At 70.0% G+C, this 26751-nt stretch carries 27 protein-coding genes and 2 pseudogenes; 10 read left to right on the top strand and 19 right to left on the bottom strand.

Translation table 11 applies throughout. From position 1 onward, the window contains the following. Positions 1 to 128 precede the first annotated feature (128 nt). From AB0G16_RS35095 to AB0G16_RS35065, 7 genes are all read right to left on the bottom strand, one after another. Positions 129 to 557, bottom strand: a complete 429-nt coding sequence (locus tag AB0G16_RS35095) for a universal stress protein (protein ID WP_362814787.1) — start codon at positions 555 to 557, stop codon at positions 129 to 131. Between the two features lie 520 nt (positions 558 to 1077). Next, positions 1078 to 1569: an SRPBCC family protein gene (locus tag AB0G16_RS35090; RefSeq protein WP_362814785.1), complete on the bottom strand. Its 492-nt coding sequence runs from the start codon at positions 1567 to 1569 to the stop codon at positions 1078 to 1080. Between the two features lie 271 nt (positions 1570 to 1840). Next, the gene (locus tag AB0G16_RS35085; RefSeq protein WP_362814783.1) at positions 1841 to 2485 is read right to left on the bottom strand and encodes an SRPBCC family protein; all 645 of its coding nucleotides are present in this window, start codon (positions 2483 to 2485) and stop codon (positions 1841 to 1843) included. Position 2486: 1 nt separating this feature from the next. Continuing rightward, the gene (locus tag AB0G16_RS35080; protein WP_362814781.1) at positions 2487 to 2894 is read right to left on the bottom strand and encodes a metalloregulator ArsR/SmtB family transcription factor; all 408 of its coding nucleotides are present in this window, start codon (positions 2892 to 2894) and stop codon (positions 2487 to 2489) included. Positions 2895 to 3024: 130 nt separating this feature from the next. After that, positions 3025 to 4254, bottom strand: a complete 1230-nt coding sequence (locus tag AB0G16_RS35075; RefSeq protein ID WP_362814779.1) for a PAS domain-containing sensor histidine kinase — start codon at positions 4252 to 4254, stop codon at positions 3025 to 3027. A gap of 419 nt (positions 4255 to 4673) precedes the next feature. Then, positions 4674 to 5483: a DUF4394 domain-containing protein gene (locus tag AB0G16_RS35070; protein ID WP_362814777.1), complete on the bottom strand. Its 810-nt coding sequence runs from the start codon at positions 5481 to 5483 to the stop codon at positions 4674 to 4676. A gap of 710 nt (positions 5484 to 6193) precedes the next feature. After that, positions 6194 to 6982, bottom strand: a complete 789-nt coding sequence (locus AB0G16_RS35065; protein ID WP_362814775.1) for a GAP family protein — start codon at positions 6980 to 6982, stop codon at positions 6194 to 6196. 27 nt (positions 6983 to 7009) lie between these two features. On the opposite strand from AB0G16_RS35065, the gene AB0G16_RS35060 reads away from it, so the two are divergent. Further along, positions 7010 to 7240: a hypothetical protein gene (locus AB0G16_RS35060; protein WP_362814773.1), complete on the top strand. Its 231-nt coding sequence runs from the start codon at positions 7010 to 7012 to the stop codon at positions 7238 to 7240. A 713-nt stretch (positions 7241 to 7953) separates the two neighbouring features. Here the strand turns inward: AB0G16_RS35060 and AB0G16_RS35055 are convergent. Further along, on the bottom strand, positions 7954 to 9096 hold the full coding sequence (locus tag AB0G16_RS35055) for a serine hydrolase domain-containing protein (protein WP_362814771.1): 1143 nt from the start codon (positions 9094 to 9096) through the stop codon (positions 7954 to 7956). A 441-nt stretch (positions 9097 to 9537) separates the two neighbouring features. Between AB0G16_RS35055 and AB0G16_RS35050 the strand changes: the two genes are divergently transcribed. Then, entirely contained in the window at positions 9538 to 10293 is a 756-nt protein-coding gene (locus AB0G16_RS35050; protein ID WP_362814769.1) for a DinB family protein, read from the top strand. Between the two features lie 48 nt (positions 10294 to 10341). Continuing rightward, positions 10342 to 11109: a methyltransferase domain-containing protein gene (locus AB0G16_RS35045; RefSeq protein WP_362814767.1), complete on the top strand. Its 768-nt coding sequence runs from the start codon at positions 10342 to 10344 to the stop codon at positions 11107 to 11109. A gap of 499 nt (positions 11110 to 11608) precedes the next feature. On the opposite strand, the gene AB0G16_RS35040 is transcribed toward AB0G16_RS35045, so the two are convergent. Next, a complete protein-coding gene (locus tag AB0G16_RS35040; protein ID WP_362814766.1) occupies positions 11609 to 12940 on the bottom strand; it encodes a site-2 protease family protein in 1332 nt (443 codons plus the stop codon). Between the two features lie 138 nt (positions 12941 to 13078). On the opposite strand from AB0G16_RS35040, the gene AB0G16_RS35035 reads away from it, so the two are divergent. Beyond that, entirely contained in the window at positions 13079 to 13357 is a 279-nt protein-coding gene (locus AB0G16_RS35035; RefSeq protein ID WP_362814764.1) for a hypothetical protein, read from the top strand. Here the strand turns inward: AB0G16_RS35035 and AB0G16_RS35030 are convergent. Together AB0G16_RS35030 and AB0G16_RS35025 are read right to left on the bottom strand one after the other, a co-directional pair. Continuing rightward, positions 13338 to 14186, bottom strand: a complete 849-nt coding sequence (locus AB0G16_RS35030; protein ID WP_362814762.1) for an NAD(P)H-binding protein — start codon at positions 14184 to 14186, stop codon at positions 13338 to 13340. The genes AB0G16_RS35035 and AB0G16_RS35030 overlap by 20 nt on opposite strands. After that, a complete protein-coding gene (locus AB0G16_RS35025; protein WP_362814760.1) occupies positions 14183 to 15106 on the bottom strand; it encodes an NAD(P)H-binding protein in 924 nt (307 codons plus the stop codon). Before AB0G16_RS35025 ends, AB0G16_RS35030 begins: the two co-directional genes overlap by 4 nt. A 111-nt stretch (positions 15107 to 15217) precedes the next feature. On the opposite strand from AB0G16_RS35025, the gene AB0G16_RS35020 reads away from it, so the two are divergent. From AB0G16_RS35020 to AB0G16_RS35010, 3 genes are all read left to right on the top strand, one after another. Next, complete coding sequence (locus AB0G16_RS35020) at positions 15218 to 15445, top strand: hypothetical protein (RefSeq protein WP_362814758.1); 228 nt, start codon at positions 15218 to 15220, stop codon at positions 15443 to 15445. Between the two features lie 78 nt (positions 15446 to 15523). Then, positions 15524 to 16408, top strand: coding sequence for a DUF2268 domain-containing putative Zn-dependent protease (locus tag AB0G16_RS35015; RefSeq protein WP_362814756.1), 885 nt, complete (start codon positions 15524 to 15526; stop codon positions 16406 to 16408). A gap of 10 nt (positions 16409 to 16418) precedes the next feature. Next, positions 16419 to 17177, top strand: a complete 759-nt coding sequence (locus AB0G16_RS35010) for a MerR family transcriptional regulator (RefSeq protein ID WP_362814754.1) — start codon at positions 16419 to 16421, stop codon at positions 17175 to 17177. Between the two features lie 101 nt (positions 17178 to 17278). Here the strand turns inward: AB0G16_RS35010 and AB0G16_RS35005 are convergent, their stop codons facing one another. The 4 genes from AB0G16_RS35005 to AB0G16_RS34990 all read right to left on the bottom strand — a co-directional run bounded on the left by AB0G16_RS35005 (position 17279) and on the right by AB0G16_RS34990 (position 19849). Further along, positions 17279 to 18424, bottom strand: a complete 1146-nt coding sequence (locus AB0G16_RS35005; RefSeq protein ID WP_362814752.1) for a DUF6596 domain-containing protein — start codon at positions 18422 to 18424, stop codon at positions 17279 to 17281. Next, the gene (locus AB0G16_RS35000; protein WP_362814789.1) at positions 18421 to 18828 is read right to left on the bottom strand and encodes a YciI family protein; all 408 of its coding nucleotides are present in this window, start codon (positions 18826 to 18828) and stop codon (positions 18421 to 18423) included. Before AB0G16_RS35000 ends, AB0G16_RS35005 begins: the two co-directional genes overlap by 4 nt. A 318-nt stretch (positions 18829 to 19146) precedes the next feature. After that, positions 19147 to 19638 carry a Clp protease N-terminal domain-containing protein gene (locus tag AB0G16_RS34995; protein WP_362814750.1) on the bottom strand — a complete coding sequence of 164 codons (492 nt, stop codon included), beginning with the start codon at positions 19636 to 19638 and terminating at the stop codon, positions 19147 to 19149. Between the two features lie 7 nt (positions 19639 to 19645). Further along, positions 19646 to 19849: a helix-turn-helix domain-containing protein gene (locus AB0G16_RS34990; RefSeq protein WP_362814748.1), complete on the bottom strand. Its 204-nt coding sequence runs from the start codon at positions 19847 to 19849 to the stop codon at positions 19646 to 19648. Between the two features lie 76 nt (positions 19850 to 19925). On the opposite strand from AB0G16_RS34990, the gene AB0G16_RS34985 reads away from it, so the two are divergent. Further along, a complete protein-coding gene (locus tag AB0G16_RS34985; RefSeq protein ID WP_362814746.1) occupies positions 19926 to 20396 on the top strand; it encodes a DUF998 domain-containing protein in 471 nt (156 codons plus the stop codon). Beyond that, a complete protein-coding gene (locus tag AB0G16_RS34980) occupies positions 20396 to 21034 on the top strand; it encodes a DUF998 domain-containing protein (protein ID WP_362814744.1) in 639 nt (212 codons plus the stop codon). The genes AB0G16_RS34985 and AB0G16_RS34980 overlap by 1 nt, the downstream gene beginning before the upstream one ends. Positions 21035 to 21846: 812 nt before the next feature. Here AB0G16_RS34980 and AB0G16_RS34975 read toward each other — a convergent pair. Then, entirely contained in the window at positions 21847 to 22380 is a 534-nt protein-coding gene (locus tag AB0G16_RS34975; RefSeq protein ID WP_362814742.1) for a pyridoxamine 5'-phosphate oxidase family protein, read from the bottom strand. Positions 22381 to 22850: 470 nt separating this feature from the next. Between AB0G16_RS34975 and AB0G16_RS34970 the strand changes: the two genes are divergently transcribed. Then, on the top strand, positions 22851 to 23786 hold the full coding sequence (locus AB0G16_RS34970; protein WP_362814740.1) for an alpha/beta hydrolase: 936 nt from the start codon (positions 22851 to 22853) through the stop codon (positions 23784 to 23786). Between the two features lie 181 nt (positions 23787 to 23967). Here AB0G16_RS34970 and AB0G16_RS34965 read toward each other — a convergent pair whose 3' ends face one another. The 3 genes and pseudogenes from AB0G16_RS34965 to AB0G16_RS34955 form a co-directional block, all read right to left on the bottom strand. Further along, positions 23968 to 24441 (bottom strand): hypothetical protein, encoded by a 474-nt coding sequence (locus AB0G16_RS34965; protein ID WP_362814738.1) that lies wholly within the window; start codon positions 24439 to 24441, stop codon positions 23968 to 23970. 37 nt (positions 24442 to 24478) lie between these two features. Further along, positions 24479 to 25617: pseudogene (locus AB0G16_RS34960) on the bottom strand (Tn3 family transposase). 161 nt (positions 25618 to 25778) lie between these two features. Continuing rightward, positions 25779 to 26554: pseudogene (locus AB0G16_RS34955) on the bottom strand (IS5 family transposase). Between the last annotated feature and the right edge of the window lie 197 nt (positions 26555 to 26751).

Genomic DNA, 26751 nt, shown 5'->3' with positions numbered 1-26751 from the left:
AGATGAAGCCCAGCCCGATCCGGGTGATCGCCCAGACGTAGGCCGCCGGACGCCGACCGGCCGGTGCGCGGGTGGCGTCCGCGACGAAAGTGGAACCGCCTGCGCGGGAACGGTCCGGGCGGGAACGGTCAGGAAGAGACCCGGGCCGGGGTCACGACCAGCGGGCAGGTGGCGTGGTGCAGCAGCGAGTGGCTGACCGACCCCAGCAGCAGCCCGGCCACGTCACCGCGCCCGCGTGAGCCCACGACCAGCAGTCCGGCGTCGGCGGCCGCCTCGATCAGGACCGCGCGCGGATCACCGCCCACCAGATGCGTCCGCGCCGCGACACGAAGATCCTCCTGGCGGACGCGTTCCAGTGCCGCGTCCAGCATGGAGGTGGCCCCCTCGCGCATCCAGTGGCCCACCTCGGCATAGCGGTCCCGCTCGGAGATCTCCAGAGGCCAGGCGGGCATGGCGTGCACAAGGTTCAGCGCGTCGCCGCGAAGCGCGGCCTCCCGCGCCGCCCAGCCCGCGGCCGCGAGCGCCGCCCGCGAACCGTCCACTCCCACCACGATCACGACAACCCCCTCGTGCCACCCATGACACCTCACCTCGCCGGGCGAGCGGAGAACGACAGCGGTAAAGATCCTTTTACCCGGAGGACCTCCGTCGCCGTGCCCGGGTCCCGCCCCCTCGTGATCGCCGGCAACGGCCGCGACAACAGCTTTCCGACCGTCCGCACCGAGACGACGAGACGACGAGACGACGAGACGACGAGACGACGAGACGACGAGTCTGCCCGCGCCCGGACACGGCCGCCGCTGAACCCGGTCCGGGCGATCGCCTGGTGGCTCGCGGCCCGAGGCAGGCTGAGCCACAGCGGCCGGCCCGGCCGGGTGGGCGCGACCCGGATCACCGGTCACTCCGGACGGATGCCCGGATGGCTGCGGAGCGTTTCACGCGCCGCGGCACCGGCCTCGCCGCCTTCGGCAACGCTCATCTCCAGACAGCGCCGGTGGCGCTCGCCCCGGCGGTCATCCACGGACGAAGGGAAGACCAACACGCCACACCGTCAGACGCCTGACCGGTTACGGCAGGTCAGTCCGTCGTCTCGCGGACGTCCTTCCCCTGCTCGGCGAACGCCTTGAAGTCCCGCATGTGCTGTTGCGACTGCTTGCGGAAGGCACCGGGCATCAGAAGTCCCGCCAGCTTCATCAGAAAGCCGCTGAATCGGTACTCGTTCTCGTTCTCCCAGAGCGTCGTTTCCGGACCGGCTTCGGTCAGCCGTTCGCGCACGACGCTCCACATGCCCTCGCCGACGATCTCACGGTCGAAGTGAACGACGCTCGTTTTCGGGATCTCGCGCAGGTCTGCCGGTTCCCGGCGTGTGATCGTCTCGGTGCACTCGATCCTCCGCCCGCCCATCTGCATCACGACCCGCGACCTGGTGCCGAGGTGCCCGTGCTCCCCGCTGATCGGCTCGTGCAGCACCAGGCCCCGCAGCCATTTGGGCAGGTGTACCGGGTCGGTGAGCAACTGGACCGCCTTCTCCCGCGGCAGGGCGATCTCGATGGAGACGGTGTATTTCATGGACGCATCATTCTTTTCCTTCTGGGTGGGGGACGACGTGCTTTTGCACCGCTCGTCGCGCTCCTCGGCTGAGGGCACCGCATTCCGTGTCCGTGAGGCAGGGGGCGGACGTGTGATCTGCGGCCGGGGGCCAGAGGGTGCGTTCGCTGTTCGATCTCGGCCCGCATTGACGAGCTAACGCGGCGTGGGAGCGGCCCCCCGCCTGGCGACTCGTCATTCTCGTCGCGGACGCGAGCGCCGAGGGCGCCGGCCGGCCCCCGCAGCGGGGGTGTCAGGCCGGGTCGGGTGCGTAGAACCTGGTGGTGGCCTCGACCGCGGCCGCGACGTGCTCCGGTTCGCCACCGGCGGCCGAATGAGCCCGGCCCCAGGCTGCGGCGCTGCGCCGGCTGAACTCGCGTCCTTCGGGTGACTTCTCGAACTCCTCGTGGTCGGCGATCTCGCCGTCGGCCAGGAACCGGGCCAGGGTGAGCAGGGCCAGGTCCCAGCCGACGCCGCCGGCACCTGGGCCGTAGGTGGGGAAGGAGGGCTCCCCGATGAACGCCGCGTGGATCAGCTCGAGCTCCGTGTCGCCGTCGGGGCCCGGGACCAGGCGCGCTTCCACCTCGCTCGTGCCGGGCCAGGCGTCGGCCTCCGGTCCGTAGAGCCAGGACACCTTGAGCAGACGCGGCGGCTCGCACCTGAGGATGTCGCCGTGCTCACCGCTGTCCAACGCGAACCTCCCGCCAGGCCTGAGGTCCCCGGTGACCGGCTTCAACCAGCGGCGCAACCGCTCGGGGTCGGTGATGGCGTCCCAGACATCGTCGATCTCCGCGTCGTATCGACGCCGCAGCTCCACGGTGTACGCCTCGCCGGCGGGCACTCTGCCGTTGCCCATCGCCCGGTGCACGGCGGCCAGCTCGTCCAGTATGTCTTTCATGTCATGCCTCTGTCGATGATGGATCAGTTTTACCGGTATCGGTGCCCGACCCGGCCTGCCGAGCGGGTTCTCCGCCGGCCCGGGGCGGGCGTGCGCACCTGCCCCGGGCCAGCTCGGTCCCCAGGGCGTCGAGGCGTTGTTCCCAGAACCGGCGAAACCGGTCCAGCCACGCGTCGACCTCGCTCAGCGGCGCGGGCTCGACAGCGTAGAACCGCCGTGCGCCCTCAGCCCGCACCGACGCGAACCCGCTGTCACGCAGCACACGCAGATGCTGGGAGACAGCGGGCTGGGAGATGGCGAACTCGGCCCGGATGACGTCCGTGATCGCCCCGGAGGTCCGCTCACCGTCGGCGAGCAGCTCCAGAATGCGCCGGCGCACGGGGTCACCGAGGATGTCGAACGCGTGCACGAAGGAGACTGTACCGATTTATACTTATATAAGTCAACACTGATATCCTGGTGTCACGCCGGTTGCACCGCGCAGGCTGACCCGCGGGACGCCCGATGAGTTCCCGGAGCAGGCCGGTTCGAGACCCGTATCAGGTGCGCAGCAGGGGAAGGCGTAACAGCAGTCGCGCTCCGGGGCGGGAGCCGACGGGATCGGTGGCATGCAGGGTGCCGCCGTGCGTCTGGGCGATCTGACGGGCGATGGGCAATCCCAGACCGGTGCCGCCGGGGTCGCTGCGGCGGGCGTCGGAGCGGCGGAAGAATCGGCGAAAGACCATTTCCCTGTCGGCCCGGGGAATGCCGGGTCCGTCGTCGATCACCTCCACGATCGCCTGGTCGCCTTGGGCGCCCACGGTCACCTCCAGGCGAGAGTGGGCGTGGCGTTCACCGTTGGCCAGCAGGTTGCCCACCAGGCGGCCCAGCCGGACCGCCGACCCCTGGACCAGCACCCCGGCATCCAGGGACGTGGCAGTGGTGATCGTGGTGATCGTTGCCTGGCGGTGAAGCAGTTCTCTTCTCACCAGGTGGGCCAGGTCGACCGGCTCGGTGTCGGCGGGTGCGCCGGCCTCCAGCCTGGCCAGTTCCAGCAGGTCGCCGACGATGGCGCCCAGGTGCTTGGCGTCGTCGAGGGCGGCCAGCAGGATCTGGCGGGCGTCGGCCGCGGGGTCGGCGAGGGCGACCTGCAGGAGGGTCTGCAGGCCGGTGATGGGGCCGCGCAGGTCGTGGGAGGTGTCGGCGACGGCTTGTTGCTGGTGTTGTATCGCTGCGCGTAGTTCCTGCGCGACCTGGCGTTGCTTCGCCTCACCGTGACGCAGCCGCTGGTTGATCTCCTGCAGCTGGGCGGCCTGGGCGAACAACTGAGCCTCGATCGCGGCCATGGGCGCCAGGGCGTTCTCGGCGGTGACCGTCACTCCCCTGGTTTTCATCTGCCGGACGAAGGCGGTCACCTCCTGCGGCAGGTTGACCACGCCGCAGGTGTTGCCCCGCTCGTCCAGCAAGGGAGCGTTGGTGATGTTCCAGTACCGCTCCTGCACCTGCCCCGGTCTACCGGGAATCTCCAGGTCATAGCGCTGCAACGGCATGATGTCGATCGCGCTCTCGGCCAGGACCCGTTGCATCGAGAGCTGCAGCGCTTCTCCCTGGTCTGTCGACGGGCTGCCGGGAAAGATCTCCAGTAGATGGCGGCCGACGATCTCCTGGCGTGAGCGGTCCGTCAGTCGCTCGAAGGTCTGGTTGACCGTGGTGTAGACCAGATCCGGCGACAACAACGCCAATGCGGCCGGTGTGGCGTGGAAAAACGCGGTGAAATCGGGTTCTGCCATCTTCAGTCCCCTTCGGTCGGCTGGCTCTGGCCGTGTGAACCGGTTCAGCCATCACCTCATCCCGTTTCCCGAAGTATGTTCGAATCGGGTCGCCTGCCCGGTTGCGTCCACGCAGATGATGTACGCAAGTTTTCCCAGGTGGTGAGTGTTTCCTTGGGAAACGCGGACGTCGTCGCGTGATCCATCGAGACGGTGCACGCGGTGGTGACGGCCCGGTGACCGGGCGGGGAACAAACGCCCGGCCCGGCCTGCACGGTCGGCGTCAGCGGCTGGGATCCGGGCGCGTCCAACCCAGAGCGGGGCCCGGTCACGCGCCCGCGCCGCCTGAAGCCGGTGACCTTCGACGAGGGCGGTCCCGGCCAGGGCGAGCAGCGGGAGCTGTTCGGGATCCCAGCCCGGCCCCGAGGGCCGCCGGCGGGTCAGCCGCGGTTGAGCTGGACGGCGATGTCGACGACCCGGCGATGGGCGGGGAAGGTGCCGTAGTGGTGGTTGACGGCTCCGGTGAGCAGGTCGAGGCCGTACAGGCCGTAGCGATCGGCGACCTTCAGCGTGGCGAAGGCGCTGTTGGAGACGGTGACCCCGCCGCGCAGCGAGCTGTGGACGTCGAATCCCACCGGGCCTGTCGCGGCCACCCGCAGGTCACCGACGGGGATCAGCGCGCCGATGTCGGCGGGTGACTGCAGGCTCAGCCGGTCGGTGACGGTGTCCACGGCGAACAGCGCGGTGGCGGTGACGGGGCTGAGGTCGTTGTTGGTGTGGGCGGCACCCAGGAAGCCGAGCGCGGCGGTGGACGTGGAGGGTGCGGCGGGAGGCGTGGCCACGGTGGCCGGCGCGGTGGGCGGCGGGAAGGGCGGTGTGCTCAGTGGCTTGTCGGCCACGGTCCGGCCCGGCCGCGTCACCGCCTGCAGGCCGGGCGCGGCGCCCAGCCCCTCAAGGTCGTGGCGCAGGTTCTGCCCGGTGTTGCTGACCACGCGCAACACGTCGGTGACCGGATCGAAGTCGGCGTCGAAGGCCGAGCCGCTCGGCGCCACCGTCAGCTGAGAGACCCTGGCGGCCGTGGTGGCCGTTGCCGATCGGGTGAGCGTGTACACCCCGCCTGCGTTCCCGACGCCGTAGAGCTGTCCGTCTCGGACGCGGTAGTCGATGCCGATGATCTCGGTGTCGTCCTCCAGGCCTCGGATCGGCCCCAGGTCGCGAAGGCGGGCGGGGAAACGGGCATCGAAGGCCACCAGGTGCTGGGTGGTGGTCAGCCCGACGACACCGACAGCCCTCTTGATTCGGGCCGCGTCCCTTGGCCGGCTGCCCGTCGCGCCGGACGGTGTGGCGCCGGCCGTGCTCTCACCAACGGTGTGGAGTCTTTCGTGAGAGCCGGGTCCGGTCGGCGCCGGATGCACAGGCTCCCCGACCACTGCGGTGGCCACCGTGGTCAACGCCACCAGGACGGCAGCGAGCGTCCTTTTCATGCGACTCTCCTTCGCACAGGGTTCATGTCGCCCGAATCCCGACAATGATTTATACGGAGAGTAGATGAATCATCACACAGGGCAACAGCATGAACCGGCCAAGGCAGCCTCAAGGAACCACAGCTCGCTGAAGTCACGGGCCGCCCGGTCGCCGCTCCGGCCTTCCCGCGCCCCCGGGCCGGCCAGCATCTCGGCGGCGTGGCCGCCGCCGGCCCCGGCGAGCCGCACAGCTCGGCCACGTCACCGCGCTCACCGACGATCTCGACCGGCTCCACCACGGCGTCGCGGTTCCGGCTTGGGCGGGACGGCGCAGCTCGTCCAGATCACGGGGTTCGCCGACCGTCCTGACCCGGTCACCACCCGTCATACCGCCGCCCTTCACCGATCGGCGAAGCCGGGGTCTCAACGCTGGTCCGTCGAACCGATACAGGACATCGACCCGGGCCCCGCCCGTCCGGACGTCCATGCCGAAACGCTCACAAAGCAAACGCCAGCGCGGTCACCGCGGCGGCCAGCAGGAACAGGCCGAGGGCGATCGGAACCGAGCGCGGCTGCACGCGCTCAGCACCGAGATGTTCGTACACCCGCCGCAGGCGGGACGTGATCTGCGCGCGCCAGGTGAGGCCTGCGAACAACAGCAGCAGACACGGCAGGCAGTAGACAAGGGCGTAGAAGGCGAGAACGACGATGCCGGCGCCTGTCGGTACGTGAGCGGCGTTCAGTCGCTCGATGGCGATCAGGTACGGGAAGGCGTTGGGCAGGTCCGCTCCGGTGACCAGCATTCCCAGCGGGGCGGCGGTCCATGGACCGAGCCGGCTTGGCAGCACCACCGCCGCGCGCCTGCGCGTCCGTAACCGCCGGACTCCGCCGGCAACGAGGATGACGGAGGCCAGCAGCAGTGCGCCGCGGCGCACCAGTGCCGCACCGCCCTGCACGGCCTCCCCCAGTTCTCCGCTGCCGGCGAACAACGCGGCCCCCGTAGCGAGCACCACGGTGTAGGCGCCGGCCACGTAGGCCAGCGCGATGATCCCCGGACGACGCAACGGCGCCAGCAAGATCAATGTCACACCGGCGATCGTCGCGGGGTTGAGCGAATCCACGGCCGCCAATCCAACGATCGTCGTCAGTGCCAGGCCGCGGCACAGGCTTACGTTCGAGCGGTAGACGAGGCCGCGACGGAGGAGGGCACACCGACGCAGGCGCTCGCCCGGGTGGTCGAAACGCTCGGCCGGCTGGCTCCGGTGGTCGGCCTGCTCGGACTGCAACCACTGAGTGAGCACATAGAGGCGTCGTTGCTGGCCCAGACCGCGCAGACGGAGGACAAGCTACGTCGGCTGGTGCACCGCGGACAGGAAAGCGGCCACTTCCGCGTCGAGGTGGATCCGGAGTGGGTCCTGGCAACGTTGACGTGGCTGATGGTGGCCGCGGCCGACAGCGTGCGGCTGGGACGGCTCACCACGGATGCGGCGCGGCGTCATCTGGCGTTCACCGTCATGAGCACCCTTACCCGGCCCGATGCCTGAACACCGACAGCGTTCATGACCTTCGGAGCATCCCCGCGCGGCACGGCCCGCACCGGTGTACGGCGACCTCGGCGCGTCCCGGTCGGCCCCGCGGTTCTGTGGGCACTCGCGCCCACCTCCGCGGAACGGCCGCCCGCCGCGTCCGGTGGGACGGTCCTGACGCGGGGACCGGCCGATTCGTCGGGGCTTCGTCGCGACGTGCGACCATCCGCCTCGGTGTGAGGGCGGCCGTCACGGCTGGGAGATGAGCTGGATGCGGATGCTGCCGTCGTACGGGACCACGATCGTCTGGTCGCGGCCGAGTTTCCACGCCGGGTTGACCAGGAAGAGCCGGCCTCCGGAGGCGAGGAGCAGCCGGAAGCCGCGGGACGTTGTCGGTGGTCGTGCCGGTCGGGGGTCCGGACGCGTCCGTCGCGTCGCCGGGCGGGTTCGTCGCGTCGCCGGGAACGCCCGCGGTGGCGCCTTCGGTGGCGCTCGTGCCGCTGCCGGCAGGCTCCCCGCCGTCGTTCGTGGCGACGCCGACCAGCCAGGCGATCCCGAGGACCGCCACGAGGCCGTGGATGCCGGTCGTTACCAGGATGCGTGGCGGTAATGGCGCCATGGGTCCCCCTGCTTGTCCGGGGTTGCCGAGTGAAGTGGCCGGTCAGCCGCTCGAATGCCGTCAAGGCACCTCAGGCAAGCAGACCCCAGCATGCCGAACGCGGTCCGGCCTGTCAGCGGCCCGGGCCCGTCGCGCTGGAGCTGAGCGGCGGGTAGGGCTCACCGCAGAAGTAGCGGTTCAGCGCGTCGACGGCGGCCAGCAGCATGATCGCGACCTTCGGGTCGTTGCGCTGCACGTTGACCGATACCGTCATCCGGCGCTTGCCGGTGGCGTCGGCGAAGGCGAACGTCTGGTAGCCGGGGATGGAGCCGGTCGCGCCCCACATCTCGCCGCAGGTGAGGCCGACCGACTCCAGCCCCAGGCCGTACCTGGGGAAGACCGGCGCCTGCGGCGTCGCGACCCCGGTGCGCATCTGGGCGAGCAGACCCGCGCCGATCAGCCGGCCACCGAAGAGGGCCTGGTAGAAGCGGTTCACATCGCGGGCGTCCGACACCACGCCGTAGGCGGCCCAGGCGAAGGACGGGTTCAGCCGGGTGATCGGCCGCAGCGCGCCCGGCTCGGCCGGGTCGGCGCCGCGGGGCAGGTGGTAGCCGGTGGCGTGCGGGCCGCGGACGGCCGGGTCGGTCAGGGGCAGGTACGAGCGCGTCATCCCGGCCGGGCGGAAGATCCGGCGTTCGAGCTCGTCCCGCAGGTCGTTTCCTGTCACCTTCTCAACCAGCAGGCCGAGCAGGACGTAGCCGGTGTTGGAGTAGGCGAAGCGGTCCGGCAGCTTGCGGGGCAGCCGTTCGCCCTCGGCCACGAGCCGCCGCGGGGTATAGGTTCGGCGGCCGTACTGCTCGGGGTCGGCGAACTCGTCGGCGGCCACGTAGTCGGCCAGGCCACCGGTGTGGTTGAGCAACTGGCGCACGGTGATCCGGTCGTCTCCCGCCACAAGTCCCGGCAGGCGCTCGCCGATCGGCTCCTCCAGGGTGAGCGCGCGCTCTTGGACGAGCTGCAGGACGACGGTGGCCACCATGCTCTTGGTGAGGCTGGCCACACGGAAGCGGGCCTCGCGCGGCACCGGCCGGCCGGTGCCCAGGTCGGCCTTGCCGCTGGTGGCGATCCAGGTTCCGCGCTCGTCATCGATCCTGGCCAGGACGCCGGGCGCGCCGGCGGCCACGACGGCGTCGAGCGCCTCCCGCACATCGGCCTGACCGGGGACCGGCAGGATGGACAGCAGGAGCGCGGTGGCGGCGGTGACGGTGGTGAACGGCATACGGGCCTTCCTCCGGAGCGAGAAGATGATCTCCATCCTCGGGGCGCAGGCGCCCGTCCTCCTCCGCATCCGGGACGAACCTCGCCTGCGACGGTGGTCGCACCCGGGTACGACTCCCGGCTGACCCGTCCGCACGACGGCCCGCGATCAGCCACCCCGTCAGGTCGGCGATCCGGCGGCCGACCTCCTCGTTGTCCCGGTAGCCGGTGTGCGCCGCGACCGGGCGTGCCCGTCGGGGTGGTCTGGTGCTCACCTCGTCGTGGAATCGGTCGCGGCCCCCGCCTCATGTCCGGAGATCGCGGTGACGCTCAGTCCTTGCACCGATACACCTTCCGGGTCTCGGGGAGCCGGTAAGAGTCGCGCAGCCGAGTACACGCGATTGGGTCCGTAACTTGGCCGCCAAGGGTGGTGCAGGCGGGACGGGTGCGGAAGACTGCCTCGATGACTGCTGAGTACGCCCAGAGTGACCGGTTCCGTGGTGCCCGCATCCACCTGTGCGACCTTGCCGGTCTCGAGATCCGCGACTGCGAGGTCAGCGGCCTGAAGATCGTCGACTGCTACGGGAGCGACGTCTACCTCGGCGGCGCCTTCGAGCGGCTCGTCGTCAACGACGTCGACGTGACCGCCTACGTCGAGGCCGAGCTCGACCGGCGCCACCCCACGCGGGTGTCGGCGCGTGAGGCCGCATCCCCCGACGACTACCGGGCTGCGTGGGATGCCCTCGAGGCGCTGTGGGCGGCGACGCTCGACCGCGCCAGGCTGTTGCCCGAGGCCAGGCTGCACGAGCGGGTCAACGGCGAGTGGTCGTTGGTCGAGACCCAGCGGCACCTGCTGTTCGCCGGCGATGCCTGGCTCGGCAATGCCGTGCTGGAGGAGGAGGCGCCGTACCATCCGCTGGGCTTCCCTCACGGCGGGATGCCACCCGAGGCGACGGCGAAGCTCGGGCTCATCCTCGAGGCCACCCCGACGCTCGACGAGGTGCTCGCGCCGCGGCTCGCCCGCATGGCCACGATGCGGCGTGTCGTCGACGGGCTCACCGAGGCCGAGCTCGACCGGGTATGCGGTCGCAGGCCGGCGGACCCCTATCCCGACCAGGAGTACGTCGTGCGCCGCTGCCTCAAGGTGGTGCTGAAGGAGGAGGCCGAGCATCACCGTTACGCGGTGCGCGACCTCGCCGTGCTCGAGGCCGGTGCCTGAACCGGCGCCGACCCGGCTGGAGCGGCGGGGGGAGGTAGGGTCCGGTGCATGAGCCTGCGCTTCCACGAGATCGCCGAAGGACGCCGCCGGATACTCAACCCGATCACCGACGCCAAGCTCGACCTGCTGGGCGAGGTGGCCCGGCTGCGGCCGGGCATGCGCCAGCTCGACCTCGCGAGCGGCAAGGGCGAGATGCTCTGCCGATGGGCCGCCGCGCACGGGGTGGAGGGCGTCGGCGTGGACATCAGCCACGTCTTCCATGCCGCCGCCGTGGCACGGGCGGTCGAACTCGGCGTCGAGGACAAGGTGCGCTTCGAACGGGCGGAGGCGGCGCGCTACGCCGCGGGCGTCAAGGGAGCCGACTACGACCTGGTCTCGTGCATCGGCGCCACCTGGATCGGCGGAGGCCTCACCGGCACCCTCGGCCTCATGCTCCCAGCGCTCGCCGAGGACGGCACCCTGCTGGTCGGCGAGCCGTACTGGATCGACGAGCCGCCGCCGGAGGCGTACGAGGCCCTGGGCATGGGGCCGGGAGAGTTCACCTCGCTGGGCGGCACCCTCGAACGGTTCGAGTCGTGCGGGGTCGAGCTGGCCGAGATGGTGCTGGCCGACGGCGACGGCTGGGACCGCTACATGGCGAGCCAGTGGTGGAGCCTCGCCGACCACCTCGCCGCCGAGCCCGCCGACCCCGAAGCCGACGAGATCCAGGAGTTCCTCGACCGGGCCCGGAGCTCGCACCTCAGGTACGGCAGGCGCTACCTCGGCTGGGGCGTCTTCGTGCTCAGGCGGCCGAAGGGCCGGCCACCTGGCCGATGAACAGGCCGACCGCGTTCGCCCTCTGCGCGATCGCGAAGGCGAACGGGTGGTCGGCGTGTGACCGAGGCAGCACGGCCGCATGGCCATCACGGGGCACCCCAGCTCCGGTCACCCACTCGTCAACGGTGATGCCTGCCCGGTGCTGGAGACCCACAGCGCCGTGACGGTCGAAAAGACCCACCATGGAACGGAAGTACGGTGAGGTCCTGTCGCTCAACGTCGAGGACCTCGACACCGGGTTCCGCCGATCCCGCGTCACCAGCAAGGGCGGCGCCCTCGGATGCATGCGCCGGGCCACGGGCCACTGCCCGCCTGCTCGCCGGGCCGGTGCTCCTGGCCGGCCGACGCGCCCTCACCCAGGACCCCGCCCCCTCGCATGCAGCCAAAACGGCTGCGAGGAGAACCCCACGACATCGGATCGGTAGGCGGGTGGTGGTTGATGAGGATCTCGGGCTGGTCGCGGTGCCGGGCTGTCGTCCGGGTGCTGGGCCCGAAGGCCTCAGCGGGTGAGCGTGAGAGGGTTGACCAGATCGGCGTAGACCAGCAGGCCCGCCATGATCATCATTACCAGCGCCGCCGCGTACGTCAGCGGCAGCACCTTGGCGATGTCGGCGTACGTGGGCTTCGGCCGCCGCATGACCCTGGCGTAGGCCCGCTTGAGCCCCTCCCAGAGCCCGCCCGCGATGTGCCCGCCGTCGAGCGGCAGCAGCGGGATCAGGTTGAACATGCCCATCGCCAGGTTGAAGCCGGCCAGCAGGCTGACGAAGGTGGCGATCTTCTCCTCGCCGGACGAGTCGGAGGCCATGATCTCGCCGCCCATGCGGCCCGCGCCGACCACGCCCATCGGGCCCTCGGGGTCGCGTTCCTGGCCGGAGAAGGCCGCGTGCCAGACACCGACCATCTTCTCCGGCAGGTTGAGAATCGAGCCCGCCACCCTGGCCGTCATCTCGCCCATGTAGCCGATCACCTGGCCGGCACTCTGCCGCTCCATCACCTCGGTGGGCCGCACGCCGAGGAAGCCGACGTTCTTGTCGATCTTCTCGGGGTCTTTGGGGTTGGGCCGGTCTTGGACGATGAGCGTGACGTCGAGCGTCATCGGCTTGCCGTCACGGACGATGCCGAGCTGGACAGGGCCGGGGCCGTGGGTGCGGATCAGATGGATGGCGTCGCCCCAGGAGCCGATCGTGGCGCCGTTGAAGGAGACCATGTGGTCGCCCGGCTTGAGGCCCGCCTGCGCGGCCGGGGTGGGCTGGTCGCCGGGCCTGCAGGCGGCGCGCTGCTCGGAGACGGGGATCACGCACGTGTTGGTGCCGGGCGAGACGATCGGGACCTCGACGGGCAGGCCGATGCCGACCAGCAAGACAGTGAAGAAGACGAACGCGAGCACGAAGTTCATCAGCGGCCCGCCGGACATGATGATGACCTTCTGCCACCACTTCTTGCGGTAGAAGACGCGGTCGTCGTCGCCGGGCAGCACCTCTTCCTGCGCGGCGTCGCGGGCCGATTCGATCAGGCCCTGGAACGGGCCGGTGGCGTTGCTCCTCAGCTTGGCGGGGTCGTCACCCGGCCGGGGCGGCAGCATGCCGATCATGCGGATGTAGCCGCCGAACGGGATCCACTTGATGCCGTACTCCGTCTCGCCCCTACGCCGTGACCAGGCGGTCGAGCCGAAGCCGACCATGTATTGGGTCACCCGCACGCCGAAGATCTTCGCGGGCACGAGGTGACCGATCTCGTGCAGCGCGATGGAGAACATCAGCGCCAGGAGGAAGAGGACGATCCCCACGAGATAGAGCCAGTTCATCGAGGCGCGCTCCAGAGAAGACGACACGGTGACCGAATGGCCCGGCTACCCCAGAATAGTCGAGCTCACCGCCGCGCATGGCTGGGAGTTCTCCGTAAGCACAGGCGTCACCGCCGGGGGAAGCGCGGGCGTCGAAGCCTCCGTCAAGCCCTTCGGCACGGAGCCGTGTCGGCACAGGAACCGGCGGAGGTTCTCACTTCGTCGATCGACGAGGTGAAGTGGACCCGCGGCGAGACGCAGGATGATCAGCCCGTGATGTCCCTGCCGGTGTGGTTCAAGGCCTACCAGCGGCCGGGGTACCTTTCGAAGCTGGCCGGCGCGCCTGCAGCGGTCGCCGAGCACAGACGAGCTCGATCCCGTCCGATCGAGGTGATCGGACGGGATCTCGCCGGCCCTCTTCAGATCGGCGTGGAGACGGTCCTTTCTACGGGATGGGTTGTTTGAAGTCCGCCGCATGGTCCGCCGCCCACCGCGCGAAGGTGCGACCGGGACGGCCGGTGAGACGCTGTACGACGGCGGCTCGCTCCTCGTCGACGGGTGCGGGGTCGCGTGCGGACTCCGCCCACATTCCGAACAGCCAGTCGACGACCTCCGGCGGATAACCCTCCTGAATCCACTCGTCGCGGGCCTCCGCCGGATCCTGCTCCTCGAATCGGATCTCCTGACCGATCGCCACCCCGATCGCCCTCACCTGCTCGGCCACGGTGAGCGCCTCGGGTCCGGCGAAGGTGTACGTCATGCCCGCATGGCCGTCCTCGGCCAGGACCGTGGCGGCCACCGCGGCGACGTCAGCCTCGTGGGTGGGCTGGGTCACCGCGCCGCCGTAGGGCCGGCGTACCACCCGCTCGGTACGCACCCTCTCCGCCCGGTCCAGCCAGTTGCCCGCGAACTCACCCGGCCGCAGGTGCGTCCACTCCAGCCCGGACTCCTCCACTGCCCGTTCGACGACCTGGTAGCCGCTCCCGAACGCGTCGTTGTCGGCCTCCGCTCCGGACAGGACCACCACCCGCCGGACGCCGGCCCGCTTCGCCATCGCGACGACGTCGGAGACCGCGTGCGGAACAGGGAACAAGTACATCCGCTCGACGCCTCGCAGGGCGGCCCGCAGTGACTCGGGCCGCTCCAGGTCGCCCTCGACCACGGTGACCCCTTCGGGCAGCCCGGCGGCCGCGGGCCGGCGGGTGAGTGCGCGCACATCGTGGCCCGTCTTCAGTAGTTGGCCGACAACCTCCCGGCCCACCAGGCCGGTCGCTCCGGTCACCAGGATCGTCATGCCGCCTCCTCCATGCGTCCGGCCGGACGGAAGTCCGCCGCGTGGTCGAGGGCCCACCGCGCGAAGGTACGCGCGGGGCGTCCGGTGATCTGCTGGAAGGTGGTGGTCGGCGGGAGTGATCCCGGCCCGTCGACCGCCGCGGCCAGCAACTCGATCCGCCAGTCGGCCGTCTCCGGCGGGCAACCGTCCTGAAGCCACTGCTCGCGGGCCTGCTCCGGTGTCAGTTCTTCGAAGCGGATCTCTTCTCCGATCGCCCTGCCGATCGCCCTCACCTGCTCAGCCTGCGAGATCTTCGCCGGACCGGTGATCGTGTACGCGGCGCCGACGTGGGAGTCGCACAGCAGTGCCGCGACCGCCACCTCGGCGATGTCGGCCTCGTGCACCAGCGGATATCCGGCGGTGCCGTAGGGCTCACGCACCACCCGCTCGGCGCGGATCCGCTCCGCCCATCCCAGGGCGTTGACCGCGAGCAGCCCCGGCCGCACATGGGTCCATTCGGCGTCGGTGGCCTCCACCATCAGCTCCAGCTCACGATGAGCCTGCCGTTCCTCGGCGAGGTGGCGCCGGAGCGGGCTGAGGCTCCGGTCGCCCGGCTCGTCACCGGGGGCGAATCCGGCAGCCGCGGCGGAGTGCACCACGAACCTGCGGACACCCGCCTTCGCCGCCTGTTCGACGAACCCGGCCCCGGGCTCCGAGGCGACATAGGCGAAAGGGAACAGGTAGACGCGCTCGATCTCGTCCAGCACGTCCGGCCAGGTCTCAGGCCGCCCGAAATCCCCGTACACCACCTCGACCCCGTCGGTGAGGCGCGCAGCCCGCGGATCGCGGGTCATGGCCCGCACCCGCTGACCGGCACCCACCAGCCGATCCACCACACGGCGACCGATGTTCCCGGTCGCGCCTGTCACTAGAATCGTCACGTTGCTCCTTCGGTTGCCTGACCGGATGGCACAACAGACCGCCGTCGCGTTGTGGCCCTTCGCGGCGGCGGTCGTTTCCGGGATGCTAGGCCGGTTTCCGAGCAGCCGCATATGGATCGTTCCAAGGGCGCTTCGCATCGCTTTCGGATGAGTCTTGGGGACCTGGTTGAGCACCGGACGTCGGCCGGTGCCGAGCAGGACCTGGTCGCGGCGAAGCACCGCGATACGCAGCTCGGTTTCGCACCGTTGCCGAAGTTCTACGGCCGGTTCGACCGGTTCCCGCGCGGCCGGGCGGAGCTGCGACAGCCGATCATCGCCGGTCGCGACAGGCCTGGGTGACCGCGTGCCTGGCTGTGTCTCGACGAAGAGCGCCGCTGGTTTGACCTTGACGCTGCGTCAACTTCTAGCATCGGGACCATGTCGATCACTGTTCTTGACACCTGCGCCGCCATGCGGCAGATCCTGCTGTCCCCGGTCACGGATCGCGTTGACCTGCTGCGTTCGATGCTGGAGGCCAACAGGGGTATGTACCGCTACCATCCGGGCGAGCTTGACCTGGTAGCCGTACACCTCCAATCGTCCGGGTTCCCCATCGACCGCGACGAGGAACGTTGCCTGGCGGCACTCGAAACTCTGGCGGCGGCCGGAGCCTGGGAGCGGATGCAACACGCGCTCGACCACGCTCTCGCCATACTGCTGGAGGCGACACCGGGGCTGGAGGCCCCGGACATCACCGTGCTTTTCGTCCTCGGCGATCCGGGTGACGAATACTTCATGGGTCCCTGCAAAGGATTGACCGGGTTCGGCGGCATCTCGGGCAACATCGCCATCACGTTCTGGCCCTTCCCCGAGAACGTGGAGCGGCTGGAGGCCACCGCCGTGCACGAACTCAATCACAACCTGCGGTGGAGTCCGGGCGGGGTGGTGTGGGACCCGATGACCGTTACGGTTGGCGAGCACATCGTCGGCGAGGGCCTGGCCGACGCCTTCGCCCGCCAGCTCTACGGCGATGAGCTCGGCCCCGCTCGTATCGGTGTGCCGCACCTGCACGACGACGAGGTCTTCGCCAAAGTGCTCACCGGGCTCGATGTGACAGGCATGCAGAACTTCACCGCCTGGGTGCACGGCGACCCAGGCGCGGAGCACCTCGGCGTCACCCCGGTGGGACTGCCGATGGGCGCGGGGTACGCCGCGGGCAACCGGCTGGTCGACACCTACCTGGCGGCGACCGGGAAGACGGCGGCCCAAGCCCTGCACGCCGACGCCTCGGAGATCATCGCAACCACGCTCCGCCTCGGGTGACACTGAAGGGATGGAATGGACGATCCAGGAACTCGCGGCAAGGGCCGGTATCACCAGCCGGACCCTGCGTCACTATGACCGCGTCGGGCTCCTGGCCCCGTCGCGGGTCGGCGCGAACGGGTACCGCTACTACAACCCCACCGCGGTCGCCCGGCTCCAGCGGATCCTGCTCATGCGCCGGCTCGGCATGGGCTTGCCGGCCATCGCCGAGGTCTTGGCCGAGGAGGTGGACGCGCTCGACGGGCTCCGCGCCCACATCGCCGCGCTGGAAGAGGAACGGGACCGCATCGAACGGCAGGTCCGGTCCGTGCGTCACACGCTCGAGGCGCTGCAGGCCGGGGTGGAACCGCGGATGGATGTCATGTTGGCGGGGTTCAATGACCTCTACAAGGACGAGGTGATCTCACGTTGGGGCGAGCACGCGTTCCAGGTGAGCAACGACTGGTGGCACGGCAAGAGCCTTGACCAGCAGCGGGCCTGGAAGCAGGACACCGACGACCTCGTCGCCGCATGGGTCGCCGCAGCGAAGGCCGGAGCTTCGCCGACATCGGAACACGCTCAGTCGCTGGCCGCCCGGCACGTCCGGTGGCTGAGTCAGATCCCGGGCACCCCCACCGCCGAGGGGGACCGGGAGCGCTCGATCGAGATGGTGAACGGCATCGGGGACATGTTCGTCGACGACCCTCGCTTCGCCGCCATGTACGACGACGAGGCGGGGGCGAGGTTCGTCCGCGACGCACTGCACACATACGCACATACCCGGATGTAGCTCGTGTGGTTCGCCGAAATGGTCATTTCTGCGGACGCGAAGAGCAACGACACTCACCCCGGGCTACTTTTCATTTGGTCGCGCCGACCCGAGCGGGGCCCTCAACCGCGCAGCCGCGCGTTGAGCCGGGCGGCCTGCCGCGTGAGGTGGTCGCGTTCGGGGAGGTTGGGCGCCGATCGGGCGGCTTCGGCGTAGAGCCGTGCCGCGGTGACCGGATCACCGTCACGCTCGTGCAGGTACGCCGCGACGGCGGTGTGGCGGGGCAGGGCGGGGTCGAGTCCTGCCAGGGCGGCCAGGCCGGCCCGCGGGCCGTCGGCCTCGCCGACCGCGACGGCCCGGTTGAGCCGGGCCACCGGGTTGCCGGTGAGACGCACCAGCTCGTCGTACCACTCGACGATCTGCACCCAGTCGGTCTCCTCGGCCGTCCGGGCGTCGGCGTGCAGCGCGGCGATGGCGGCCTGGGCCTGGAACTCGCCCAGGCGGTCGCGGGCGAGGGCCGCCTGGAGCACGTCGACGCCCTCGGCGATCAGGCGGGTGTCCCACAGGCCGCGGTCCTGCTCGGCGAGAGGCACGAGCCTGCCGTCGGGGCCCGTCCGTGCCGGGCGCCGCGCGTGGTGGAGCAGCATGAGCGCGAGCAGGCCCGCGACCTCCTCATGGCCGGTCCCGGCCGCCAGCCGGCGGGTGAGCCGGATCGCCTCGGCGACGAGGTCGACGTCGCCGGAGTAGCCCTCGTTGAAGACCAGGTAGAGCACGCGCAGCACCGTGGCGACGTCACCGGGCCGGTTGAACCGCACGCCCGAGACGGCCCGCTTGGCCCTGCTGATCCGCTGAGCCATGGTCGCCTCCGGCACGAGGTAGGCCCGCGCGATCTGACGCGTGGTCAGGCCGCCGACCGCGCGCAGCGTGAGCGCGACGGCCGAGGCCGGCGTCAGGGACGGGTGCGCGCACAGGAAGTAGAGCTGGAGCGTGTCGTCCACCACCTCGCCCGGGCCTGGCACGGGCTCGCCCTCGACGCGTACCTCGCGCTGCCTCCGGGAGGTGTCGGCGCGGGCGGCGTCGAGGAACTTGCGCCAGGCCACGGTGACCAGCCAGCCCTGGGGGTCGCGCGGCGGGTCGTCCGGCCACACGCGCACGGCCTCGACCAGCGCGTCCTGCACGGCGTCCTCGGCCGCGGCGAAGTCGGTCCCGCGACGGACGAGGACACCGATCACCGCGGGCACCAGCTCCCGCAGCAATGACTCGTTCACTCGGTCACCGTGGGCGGCTCGCCGTAGAACGGGCGCACCTCGAGCCACTCGTGGATCGGCTTGCCGCCCGCGCCCGGAGCCGCGGACAGCTCGCCGGCCAGTTCGAGCGCCCGCTCGTAGGTCTCGACGTCGATGACCATCCAGCCGGCGATCAGGTCCTTGGTCTCCGCGAACGGGCCGTCGGTGACCGGCGGCCGCCCCTCGCCGTCGTAGCGGACGAACGTGCCCTCCGGGGAGAGCGCCTGGCTGTCGACGAACTCGCCGGTGCCCTCGAGCCGGGTGGCGAAGTCCCGCATGTACTGCACGTGGGCCGAGACCTCCTCCGGCTCCCACTGGTCCATCGGCACGTCGTTGACCGATGCCGGCGCGCCCCGGTAGTGCTTGAGCAACAGGTACTTGGCCATCATGTTCTCCTTGGTGCGGTACAGCCCATTGTGGCCGTGTTCACTCCAGGGACGGAGCCGCGCGCGGGTTCTCGACATCCCACCGCGACATTTCCCGGCGGACTTCACGGACGCCGCGTACCGCGGTGGGGTTGGGGCGTGGGCGATCCACCCACTGCGAGCGACCGCCCGCCGCTCAAGCGACCGCCCGCCGCTCAGCCGCGCTGACGCTCCTCCCGCTGCCGGACTGGTCCTGAGACGTTCAAGTCCGAGACCTCTACCTGTGACGGCCAGAGGCAGGAAGCCCACCACAGCGTTTCGACCTGCGGCGATAGGGCTTCACTTTTCGTTCCGATGTTCCTCAGCCCCCGGCCATGAGAGCAGCTGGGCGCGGACCGCCGCCCGGTCCACGCCGAGTTCGAGGAGCACGCCCGTTGCCGGGTCGGCGCGGTCGCCGTCCAGGAGTCCGATCAGCAGGTGTGCTGAGGTGACCTGGCGCGGGCGGGTGCGCCGTGCCGTGGTGAGGGCTCGGGACAGGGCGGCCTTGGCGCCGGATGTCAACGGCAGTCGCTTGCTCGGCACCGGGACCGGTGCCCGTTCGACGCCACGAGGATCGATGCCGATCGCCCGCAGTGCGGCCTCGTCCAGGGCGGCGAGGGCTGATCGCACGTTCTCGACGTCGAGGCCCAGCGGGCCAGCCGCCGCGGGATCGTGCAGGACCGCGAGCAGAAGGTGTTCGGTACCGACGCGTCGATCGCCACGTCGCCGGGCCTCGGCGGGAGCGTGGATCGCGATGGTGTCGCGGGCGCCTGCCGTGAAGCTTTCGAACATCGCGGACTCACTTTCCGTGTTTGGTGTGGGCGGCCTGGCGGGACACCCCGAGCGCGTCGCCGATCTCTTCCCATGACCAGCCCGCCGCGCGGGCGCGCGCCACCGCGGCGGCCTCCACCTGTTCCGCGAGGCGGTGCAGGGCCCCGACGGCGCGCAGTGCCACCGCGGGGTCGTGTTCCCGTACCCGGGCGACGAGCTCGACGTCTTCCATGGCTGTCAGTCTGGATTGACAGCCGCGACGTTGTCAATCCAGACTGACAGCCGTCTACCGGTTCGGGAAGGGTGTCATGTCGAAGATCGGGTACGTCTGCGGTCTCGCCGCAGGGCCGCTGTTCGTGCTGAGCGTCCTCGTCCAGGGAGCCGTGCGGGACGGGTACGACCCGCTTCGTCACCCGGTCAGCTCGCTGGCCCTCGGTGAGCACGGCTGGGTGCAGAGCGCCACGTTCATCGTCGCCGGCGTGTTGACCTGCGTCTTCGCCAGCATGCTGCCAGCCGGACTGCGTGATGGGCCAGGCAGACGCTGGGGACCCGTGCTCATCGCGGGGTGGGCACTCGGCCTCATCGGCGCCGGGCTGTCAAGCCTCGCCTTCGCCCAGAATCCGACCGTCGTCGACTTCGGCGGCCTTTTTCAGCGGCTCATGATCATCGTTGGGTGGGTCTGGTTGACGTTGCTCGTCCACGACCAGCGACACGCGGCCGGGTCCTCCCCGGGCGGCGCGAGCGTTGCCGAACCCGCCAAACCCGCCGAGCCGGCGTGATGAGGGCGACGAAAAGGCTGCTCGCCTGTGGCGCCATAGCCGGGCCGCTGTTCATCCTCGTCGTGCTGTTGCAGGACTACACCCGTAGCGGGTTCGACTCCCGACAGCATCCGCTGAGCCTGCACGCCCTGGGCGACCGGGGGTGGATCCAGGTCGTCAACTTCGTCGCCATCGGCGTCCTGAACCTCGCATACGCGTGGGGTCTGCGCAGGGCACTACACCCGGGCCCCGCCGGAACGTGGGGCCCCGCGATGCTCGGCGTATACGGGCTGGCCCTGATCATCGCTGGCATCTTCCGCGCCGATCCCGCGTTCGGCTTCCCGCCCGGCGTCGCCGCGCCCTCGAATCCGAGCATGGCGGACCTCATCCACGGCGTCGCCGCCATGGTGGCATTCGGGTGCCTGACGGTCGCGTGCTTCGTCTTCGCCCGCAGGTTCGGCGCCCGGCGCGCCGCGCGCGGCTGGGCCGGGTACTGCGTCGCCACGGGCATCGCGATCATCTTGCTGTTCGGCACCGCCGCCTACGACCAGCACAGCCTCAGCCTCTTGCTCCGCGCCGCCGTCCTGCTCGGCTGGGGATGGTCCGCCGTCATCGCGACCCAGCTCATACGAGCCTTGGGTCATGAACACCAGCACTAGCCGGTCGACGTGTCCCACGGTTCGACGGGACGGCGTCCTCGACTGCAGCGAGCCGATCGCGGTTGTACGCACCCCGATACGGACGACCCGCGGCCGGGCAACCCGGGGCTGAGCCGGGTTGATGACGGGGGTGGCCAGGGGTGGCGTGAGTGAGCACGCTGGGGCGTCCATGGCGCAGGTCGACTACCGCCTGCACGAGGGAGCCGGGTGCCAGAGCCATCACCTCGTGCGCGGCCAGGAGGACGGGCAGGTCTTCCTACCGGCTGACCGGCGACCGCCCGCTGATGTGGATCGGCGACGGTCTGCGCGAGGTCGGCATCACCCCGGGCAGCACGCTCACCGCTGACCGGCACGAGGCGGCCCGCAACATCATGGACGGCCGTCACCCGCCCGGCCGGCGGAGAGGTCGATCCGGAGGCGCGTCGCGCCGGCCTTCCCCGGCCGCCGGACCCCGGCCACCATCCAGGAGGCGCGCCGACACCTGTCGGCCATCACCCAGGAGATCGACCCGCGCGCCGCGATGCCCGTCGAGCGGGCCGCCCAGGAGCACACCGAAAGCGTCCAGCGCGCCCAGGCCCAAGCCTGGCGATCCGCCCCACCAAGGCCTCACCGGGGCCCCACGCGCGGGCGGGGCGGCCGAGGCCGATAACCGCCAGAGCAGGCAGGACAGCACAAAGGAACAAGCAGTCAGCGCCACACAACAGAGATCACCAAAACAGGAAAGCGGTACAGATAGCAAGATCACGAAGCACAAGATCAGAGAAGTAAGGAGATGGATCAGACAGTTCAGAACGAACTGTCCGTGCCGCAGATCAAGACCGGGACACCCCGGTGAGCTTGTCGATGCCGGGGGCGTAGGCGGTCATCCAGTGCGGATGCAGCCGGTAGTAGACCACCTCGTTGTCCCAGTCGAAGTAGTCGTCGCCGTCGCCGTAGAAGTCCTTGAAGTAGGCGAGCAGGTCCGGCCAGTCAGCGGCCAGCTCGCCGCTGTCAGGGTTGAGAATCTCAACCGTGCCGTGCGTGAACACGCCTAGGTCCTCACCGCGCATGTGCGCGACGCTGACGGCGGGGCGAGTAGCGAGATGGCGGGCCTTGGCGGCGCTGCGCGCCGTGCCGAAGTGCCACTTTCCGTGCAGGAAGTGCCCGTCCACCCCGCTGATCCGCGGCTCGCCCTTCGCCGTCACGGTGGACAGGGCGAGGGTGCACATGCCGGTCAGAATTCGGGTGACCTGCTCGGCGGTCAGGGTGTTCGCAGTGACGATCGAGCGGAGGTGCGAGGTGGAGCGGGAAAGGGAGGCTTCGAGGAGAGCCTGAAGCTCCTTGAGCTCCTCGGGTGTTTCGCGCATTGAGGTCCTTGTCTATCCGTGAGGCCCCGGTCCACACCCACATGGGCGCCAACCGGCGAGTTCATGATTGCTCTAAAACCCGACGCCTTGTGTCATGTTTTTCATCTATTTTGTGGACGCCGCCGGGTCGTCTGGCCAGCGTCCTTCCTACGGACTTGTCCCAGCCGCCCAGATTGGCGAGCTGGTGTGTCCCGGGTCCGGTGGAGTCGCGTATAACGGTGCCGCCGCCCCTCGGTCACTGCCAGGAGAGCCGTCCACCTGCCCAGCCTCGTGAAAGCGCGCGCGTGAGCCCCGTGACCAGCAGGCCCACATGATCCACAGTCTCAGCGGCCGCTCGCGGGGGATAACCCCACCGCGCTCGCTGGTCCCAGCGCCACCACCAACAGGCAGGTCAGCCGGATCGTGCGAGCTGCCGGGATCTCGAATGATTGGGCAGACACGGCGCACCCTCTGCTCTCGAAGGATCACTCATGTCCCGCACTCCCCGCAGGCACCGGTCCATGTACCGCATGCTGTCGTCTCTCGCCGTGCTGACCCTGGCTGCCGGCGCCGCCACGGCGTGCAGCAGCAACGACTCCTCGTCCAGCTCCTCGGCCTCTACGCCCGCCATCCCGCCCGCCTCTGCGGGGACCGGCGAGGCTGCCGAGGCGAAGCTGCACATGGTCGACAACGACGGTCACCGCCTGGCCTTCTACGTCATACAAGGCAGCGGTTCCACCATCGTCCTGGACTCGGGTGGCGGCGAGGACTCCTCGCAGTGGAAGGACATCGCCCCCAAGGTTCACGCGGCCACCGGCGCCACCGTCATCACCTACGACCGGGCAGGCCTCGGCAAGAGCGACGTGGTGCCCGGCGCGTGGAAGGTTCAGAGCGCCGTCAGTGACCTCAAGGCGGGCCTCAAGCAGTTGGGCATCACCAAGGACGTCACCCTGGTGGCCCACTCCCAGGCCGGCGAGATCGCGAACAACCTCGCCCAGGACGATCCGGAGATGCTCTCCGGCGCGGTCCTGGTCGACGCCAACCTCCCTCAGTTCTTCACCGACGAGGAAATCCCCCGCCTCGTCGCCGCGACCCAGCCGGACGTCGACGCAGCGAAGAAGGACCCCGAGAAGCCGGCCAACCGCCAGCTCATCTCCACCGCGGAGGGCTTCGCCGAAGCGCACCAGGCCTTCCACAAGGTGGTGTGGCCCACCTCAGTGCCCGCAACGGTCATGGTCTCGGAGAAGACCCCGTTCGCAGGCTCTCCCCCGGACGCCCAGCGCTGGCGTGATGCGGCCGCCTCATTCGTCAAGGAAGCGCCCAACCGGACGCTCGTCACCGCCAAGGGCACCTCCCACGAGGTGCCGACGGAACGCCCTGACCTCGTACTCAAGGCGGTCGAAGACAGGTTCGCCGCACAGCACTGACCCCAAGGACGCCGGCGGTCTTGCAGACCAGGTGCGGACCGCCCGGTACCAAGCAAGTAAGTGGCTGGTCGGACGGCGGTACGCCGTCCGACCAGCGGGCACAGTGCGCCGGCGGTGAGGCTGTGGCGGCCGAGCAGGTTCAGGTTGTCCCCGGCCCTTCCGGAGGTTCTCGCACCGCCACCTACACGACGCAGTACGGCCGTGGGTGTCCGCCCACCGTCTCGGTCATGTCCGCGGCCTTGTCGAGCATCTGCTGGACCCGATCGCGGCTGAAGGAGACCAGGCGGAGGGCGAGGGAGCAGACCGCCAGGGTGTGGATGCGGTCGCGGACCTCCAACGACCCGCCGTCGATCAGTTCCCGCATCGTCACCTCGCCCCGAGCCGGCCCGCGGGCGGCGGTGGTGACCGTGAACTCGTGCTCCGCCGGTGCGAAGCGGACCACCGCCTCGATCTCCCCCACGAGGGAGGCCGGGCCCCAGGGACGCCCTGTGTCGCGGAGCACCGCCAGGGTGTCGTTGTAGAAGTTCGCGGACACGCCCCTGGCGAACTCCAGCTGGTCGTCCTCCAGACGCGCGAGGTGCTCGACGATCGCGGCGCGGTCCCGTGCGGCGTAGGCCCGCAGCAGGTCGTGGGCCCGCCAGGACGCTTCGTTCATCCAGGGGTCGGTGAGGTCCTGGAAGTCGTGGTCTCGGTCATCGTGTCTCCGTGGTTGCTCGGGCGGCGGTGTCCGCCGGGGTGCGGGGCCGGGACACGGTGGCGGCCGACAACAGGTCGAGCCGCTTGTCCATGTCCAGGCGGAAGGTCCCGTACGGGTTGACGTTGGACCAGAACAGCGCGGTCAGCCCACGCCGGTCCTCATCACTCAGCCTTGATGCCCCGGCTGGTCCGGCCAGGACCTGCTGCACCGGCAAGGTGCTGACGTGCACGAGCGCGGACCGGAGCAGGTGCAGGGCGAGCATCGAGGTCTCGGCGTGCTCCTTGTCCGGGCCGCTCAGGGCTCCGTCCTTGCCGTAGTGCAGCACGGTGTTCGCCGAGTTCAGTTCTTCACGACCTGGAGGCCGCCGTGGATCTCCCGGCGCAGGCCGGGGCTGGCCAGGTAGTCGCACGCGAAGACCGTGCGGACCGCGCGGCCGAGTTCTTCGAGCGCGGCGTAGGTGGGGTGCTTGAGGTCGCCGCGGGTGAAGCGCCGCAGGACCTGCTCGGCCTCGGCAGTGCCGAGTCGGAGCGCGGTCGCGTACTTGACCATCCGGTCGTACTGCTGCTCGATCAGCTCCCAGCGGACCGGCCGTGTCAGTGAGGTGCCGAGCGCGGGCCGGCCGGGCGGGGTGTCGTCCGGGCGGTACAGGCGGATGCTGCCGATGTTCTTCAGCCGGGGCAGCAGACGGAAGTTGAGCAGTTCAGTGAAGGCGAACCCGACCACGCTCGCGCCGTGGGTGTCGACGTACTGGGACTCGATCTCGGCGTCCGTGCGGTGCCGCAGCAACCCCTCGATCATCGCCGCGACTTCGGACGACGAACAGGACTTGAGCTGGGAGTAGATGCAGACGTCCTTCCGCCCGACGTGCCAGTAGATCATCACGCCGTTGCCACCGTAGCGGGCGTGGTACTCGGTCGTGAAGTTGCTGGACCAGGACCCGAACTTCTTCGAGTCCGATGCGCACACGGTGCCCCGTCCCCGCCAGGCGGCATCGCGGGCGGCGAACGTGACGTTCACCAGCCTGGTGACCGCGGCGCGGAGGTTGTCGACGGTGATGAAGTACCGGCGCACGTGCCGCAGGGCCGCTTCGCTCTCGCCGTGCTCGCCGGTGGCCATGATCGCGCGGATGCCCATGTTCGTGCCCAGCGCGAAGAGGGCCAGCAGCAGGCGGCGCTGGAGGACGTCACGGTCGATGCGCTCCTACGCGGCCACCGAGAAGAACTCCTCGGTGAAACCGGTGAGGAAGTCGGAGTTCTTCAGCACGTCCAACAGGTGTAGGGCGTGTCGTCAAAGTTTCATAGCCACATCAACAACGCCGCCAATGTGACTGCGGCCTGGTAGGACTCGGCGGTCTTGTCGTAGCGGGTGGCGATGCCGCGCCATTGCTTGAGCCGGTTGAAGCAGCGTTCGATGACGTTGCGCCGCTTGTGGATGTCACGGTCGAAGGCGGGCGGGCGCCCGCCATGGCGACCGCGTCGGGCCCGGTTGCGGATCTGATCGGCGCGCTCGGGGATGGTGTGCCCGATCCTGCGCCGCCGCAGCCAGGCCCGGATCGCCCGGGAGCTGTAGCCCTTGTCGCCGACGAGGTGATCGGGGCGCACCCGGGGCCGGCCCGCGCCGATCCGCGGTACCCGGATGGCGGCCATCACCTGCGCAAACTGCGTGCAGTCGTTGACGTTTCCCGCGGTCACCACCAGCGCCAGGGGCCGGCCCCGGCCGTCGCAGGCCAAGTGGATCTTCGAGGTCAGCCCGCCCCGGGAGCGTCCAAGCGCCGTGGCCGCAGCCCCTTTTCCCGCGCTCCCGCGGCGTGCTGGTGAGCGCGCACGATGGTGGAGTCCACCGCGACCAGCCAGTCGATGTCACCGGCCGCATCGGCCTGGGCCTGGGCCTGGGCCTGGGGTGCCTGCAGCATCGCGGTAAAGGTCCCGTTCCTGGCCCAGCGGCGAAAACGCGTGTGCAGGGAACGCCACGATCCATACCGTTCGGGCACGTCCCGCCAGGCCACGCTGGCCCGGAACTTCCAGACGATCCCGTTGAGGACCCGCCGGTCATCGGCTCGGGGCCGTCCCATCACCGATCGGGGCAGCAGCGGTTCCAGCGCATGCCATTCGGCATCGGTCAGCATCACTGACAACAATCCCGCGCATCCACTGACATCAAGTCCGCGCGCAACAGCAACGCCGGGACCCCGCCCCCGACGAGGGGAGCCAGTTCCAGTTCAGCCAGTTCAGCCAGTTCAGCCAGTTCAGCCAGTTCAGCCAGTTCAGC

Origin of the sequence: Streptosporangium sp. NPDC023615 (assembly GCF_040640155.1) — a bacterium.
Classification (GTDB): Bacteria; Actinomycetota; Actinomycetes; order Streptosporangiales; family Streptosporangiaceae; genus Streptosporangium.
Note: the sequence above shows the minus strand (reverse complement) of the source record. Positions and strands in the feature narration are given on the sequence as shown.

Bases quoted from the DNA above. Each gene is read 5' to 3' on its own strand.
- AB0G16_RS35030 (WP_362814762.1), bottom strand. From the start codon at position 14,186: ATGACGATCCTGGTGACCGGAGCGACCGGCCTGGTGGGCCGGGAGGTT.
- AB0G16_RS35010 (WP_362814754.1), top strand. From the start codon at position 16,419: ATGGAATGGACGATCCAGGAACTCGCGGCAAGGGCCGGTATCACCAGC.
- AB0G16_RS34965 (WP_362814738.1), bottom strand. From the start codon at position 24,441: ATGAACGAAGCGTCCTGGCGGGCCCACGACCTGCTGCGGGCCTACGCC.
- AB0G16_RS34980 (WP_362814744.1), top strand. From the start codon at position 20,396: ATGAGGGCGACGAAAAGGCTGCTCGCCTGTGGCGCCATAGCCGGGCCG.
- AB0G16_RS35055 (WP_362814771.1), bottom strand. From the start codon at position 9,096: ATGCCGTTCACCACCGTCACCGCCGCCACCGCGCTCCTGCTGTCCATC.
- AB0G16_RS35045 (WP_362814767.1), top strand. From the start codon at position 10,342: ATGAGCCTGCGCTTCCACGAGATCGCCGAAGGACGCCGCCGGATACTC.
- AB0G16_RS35090 (WP_362814785.1), bottom strand. From the start codon at position 1,569: ATGAAATACACCGTCTCCATCGAGATCGCCCTGCCGCGGGAGAAGGCG.
- AB0G16_RS35050 (WP_362814769.1), top strand. From the start codon at position 9,538: ATGACTGCTGAGTACGCCCAGAGTGACCGGTTCCGTGGTGCCCGCATC.
- AB0G16_RS34970 (WP_362814740.1), top strand. From the start codon at position 22,851: ATGTCCCGCACTCCCCGCAGGCACCGGTCCATGTACCGCATGCTGTCG.
- AB0G16_RS35015 (WP_362814756.1), top strand. From the start codon at position 15,524: ATGTCGATCACTGTTCTTGACACCTGCGCCGCCATGCGGCAGATCCTG.
- AB0G16_RS35020 (WP_362814758.1), top strand. From the start codon at position 15,218: ATGGATCGTTCCAAGGGCGCTTCGCATCGCTTTCGGATGAGTCTTGGG.
- AB0G16_RS34975 (WP_362814742.1), bottom strand. From the start codon at position 22,380: ATGCGCGAAACACCCGAGGAGCTCAAGGAGCTTCAGGCTCTCCTCGAA.
- AB0G16_RS35075 (WP_362814779.1), bottom strand. From the start codon at position 4,254: ATGGCAGAACCCGATTTCACCGCGTTTTTCCACGCCACACCGGCCGCA.
- AB0G16_RS34990 (WP_362814748.1), bottom strand. From the start codon at position 19,849: ATGGAAGACGTCGAGCTCGTCGCCCGGGTACGGGAACACGACCCCGCG.
- AB0G16_RS35000 (WP_362814789.1), bottom strand. From the start codon at position 18,828: ATGGCCAAGTACCTGTTGCTCAAGCACTACCGGGGCGCGCCGGCATCG.
- AB0G16_RS35085 (WP_362814783.1), bottom strand. From the start codon at position 2,485: ATGAAAGACATACTGGACGAGCTGGCCGCCGTGCACCGGGCGATGGGC.
- AB0G16_RS34985 (WP_362814746.1), top strand. From the start codon at position 19,926: ATGTCGAAGATCGGGTACGTCTGCGGTCTCGCCGCAGGGCCGCTGTTC.
- AB0G16_RS34995 (WP_362814750.1), bottom strand. From the start codon at position 19,638: ATGTTCGAAAGCTTCACGGCAGGCGCCCGCGACACCATCGCGATCCAC.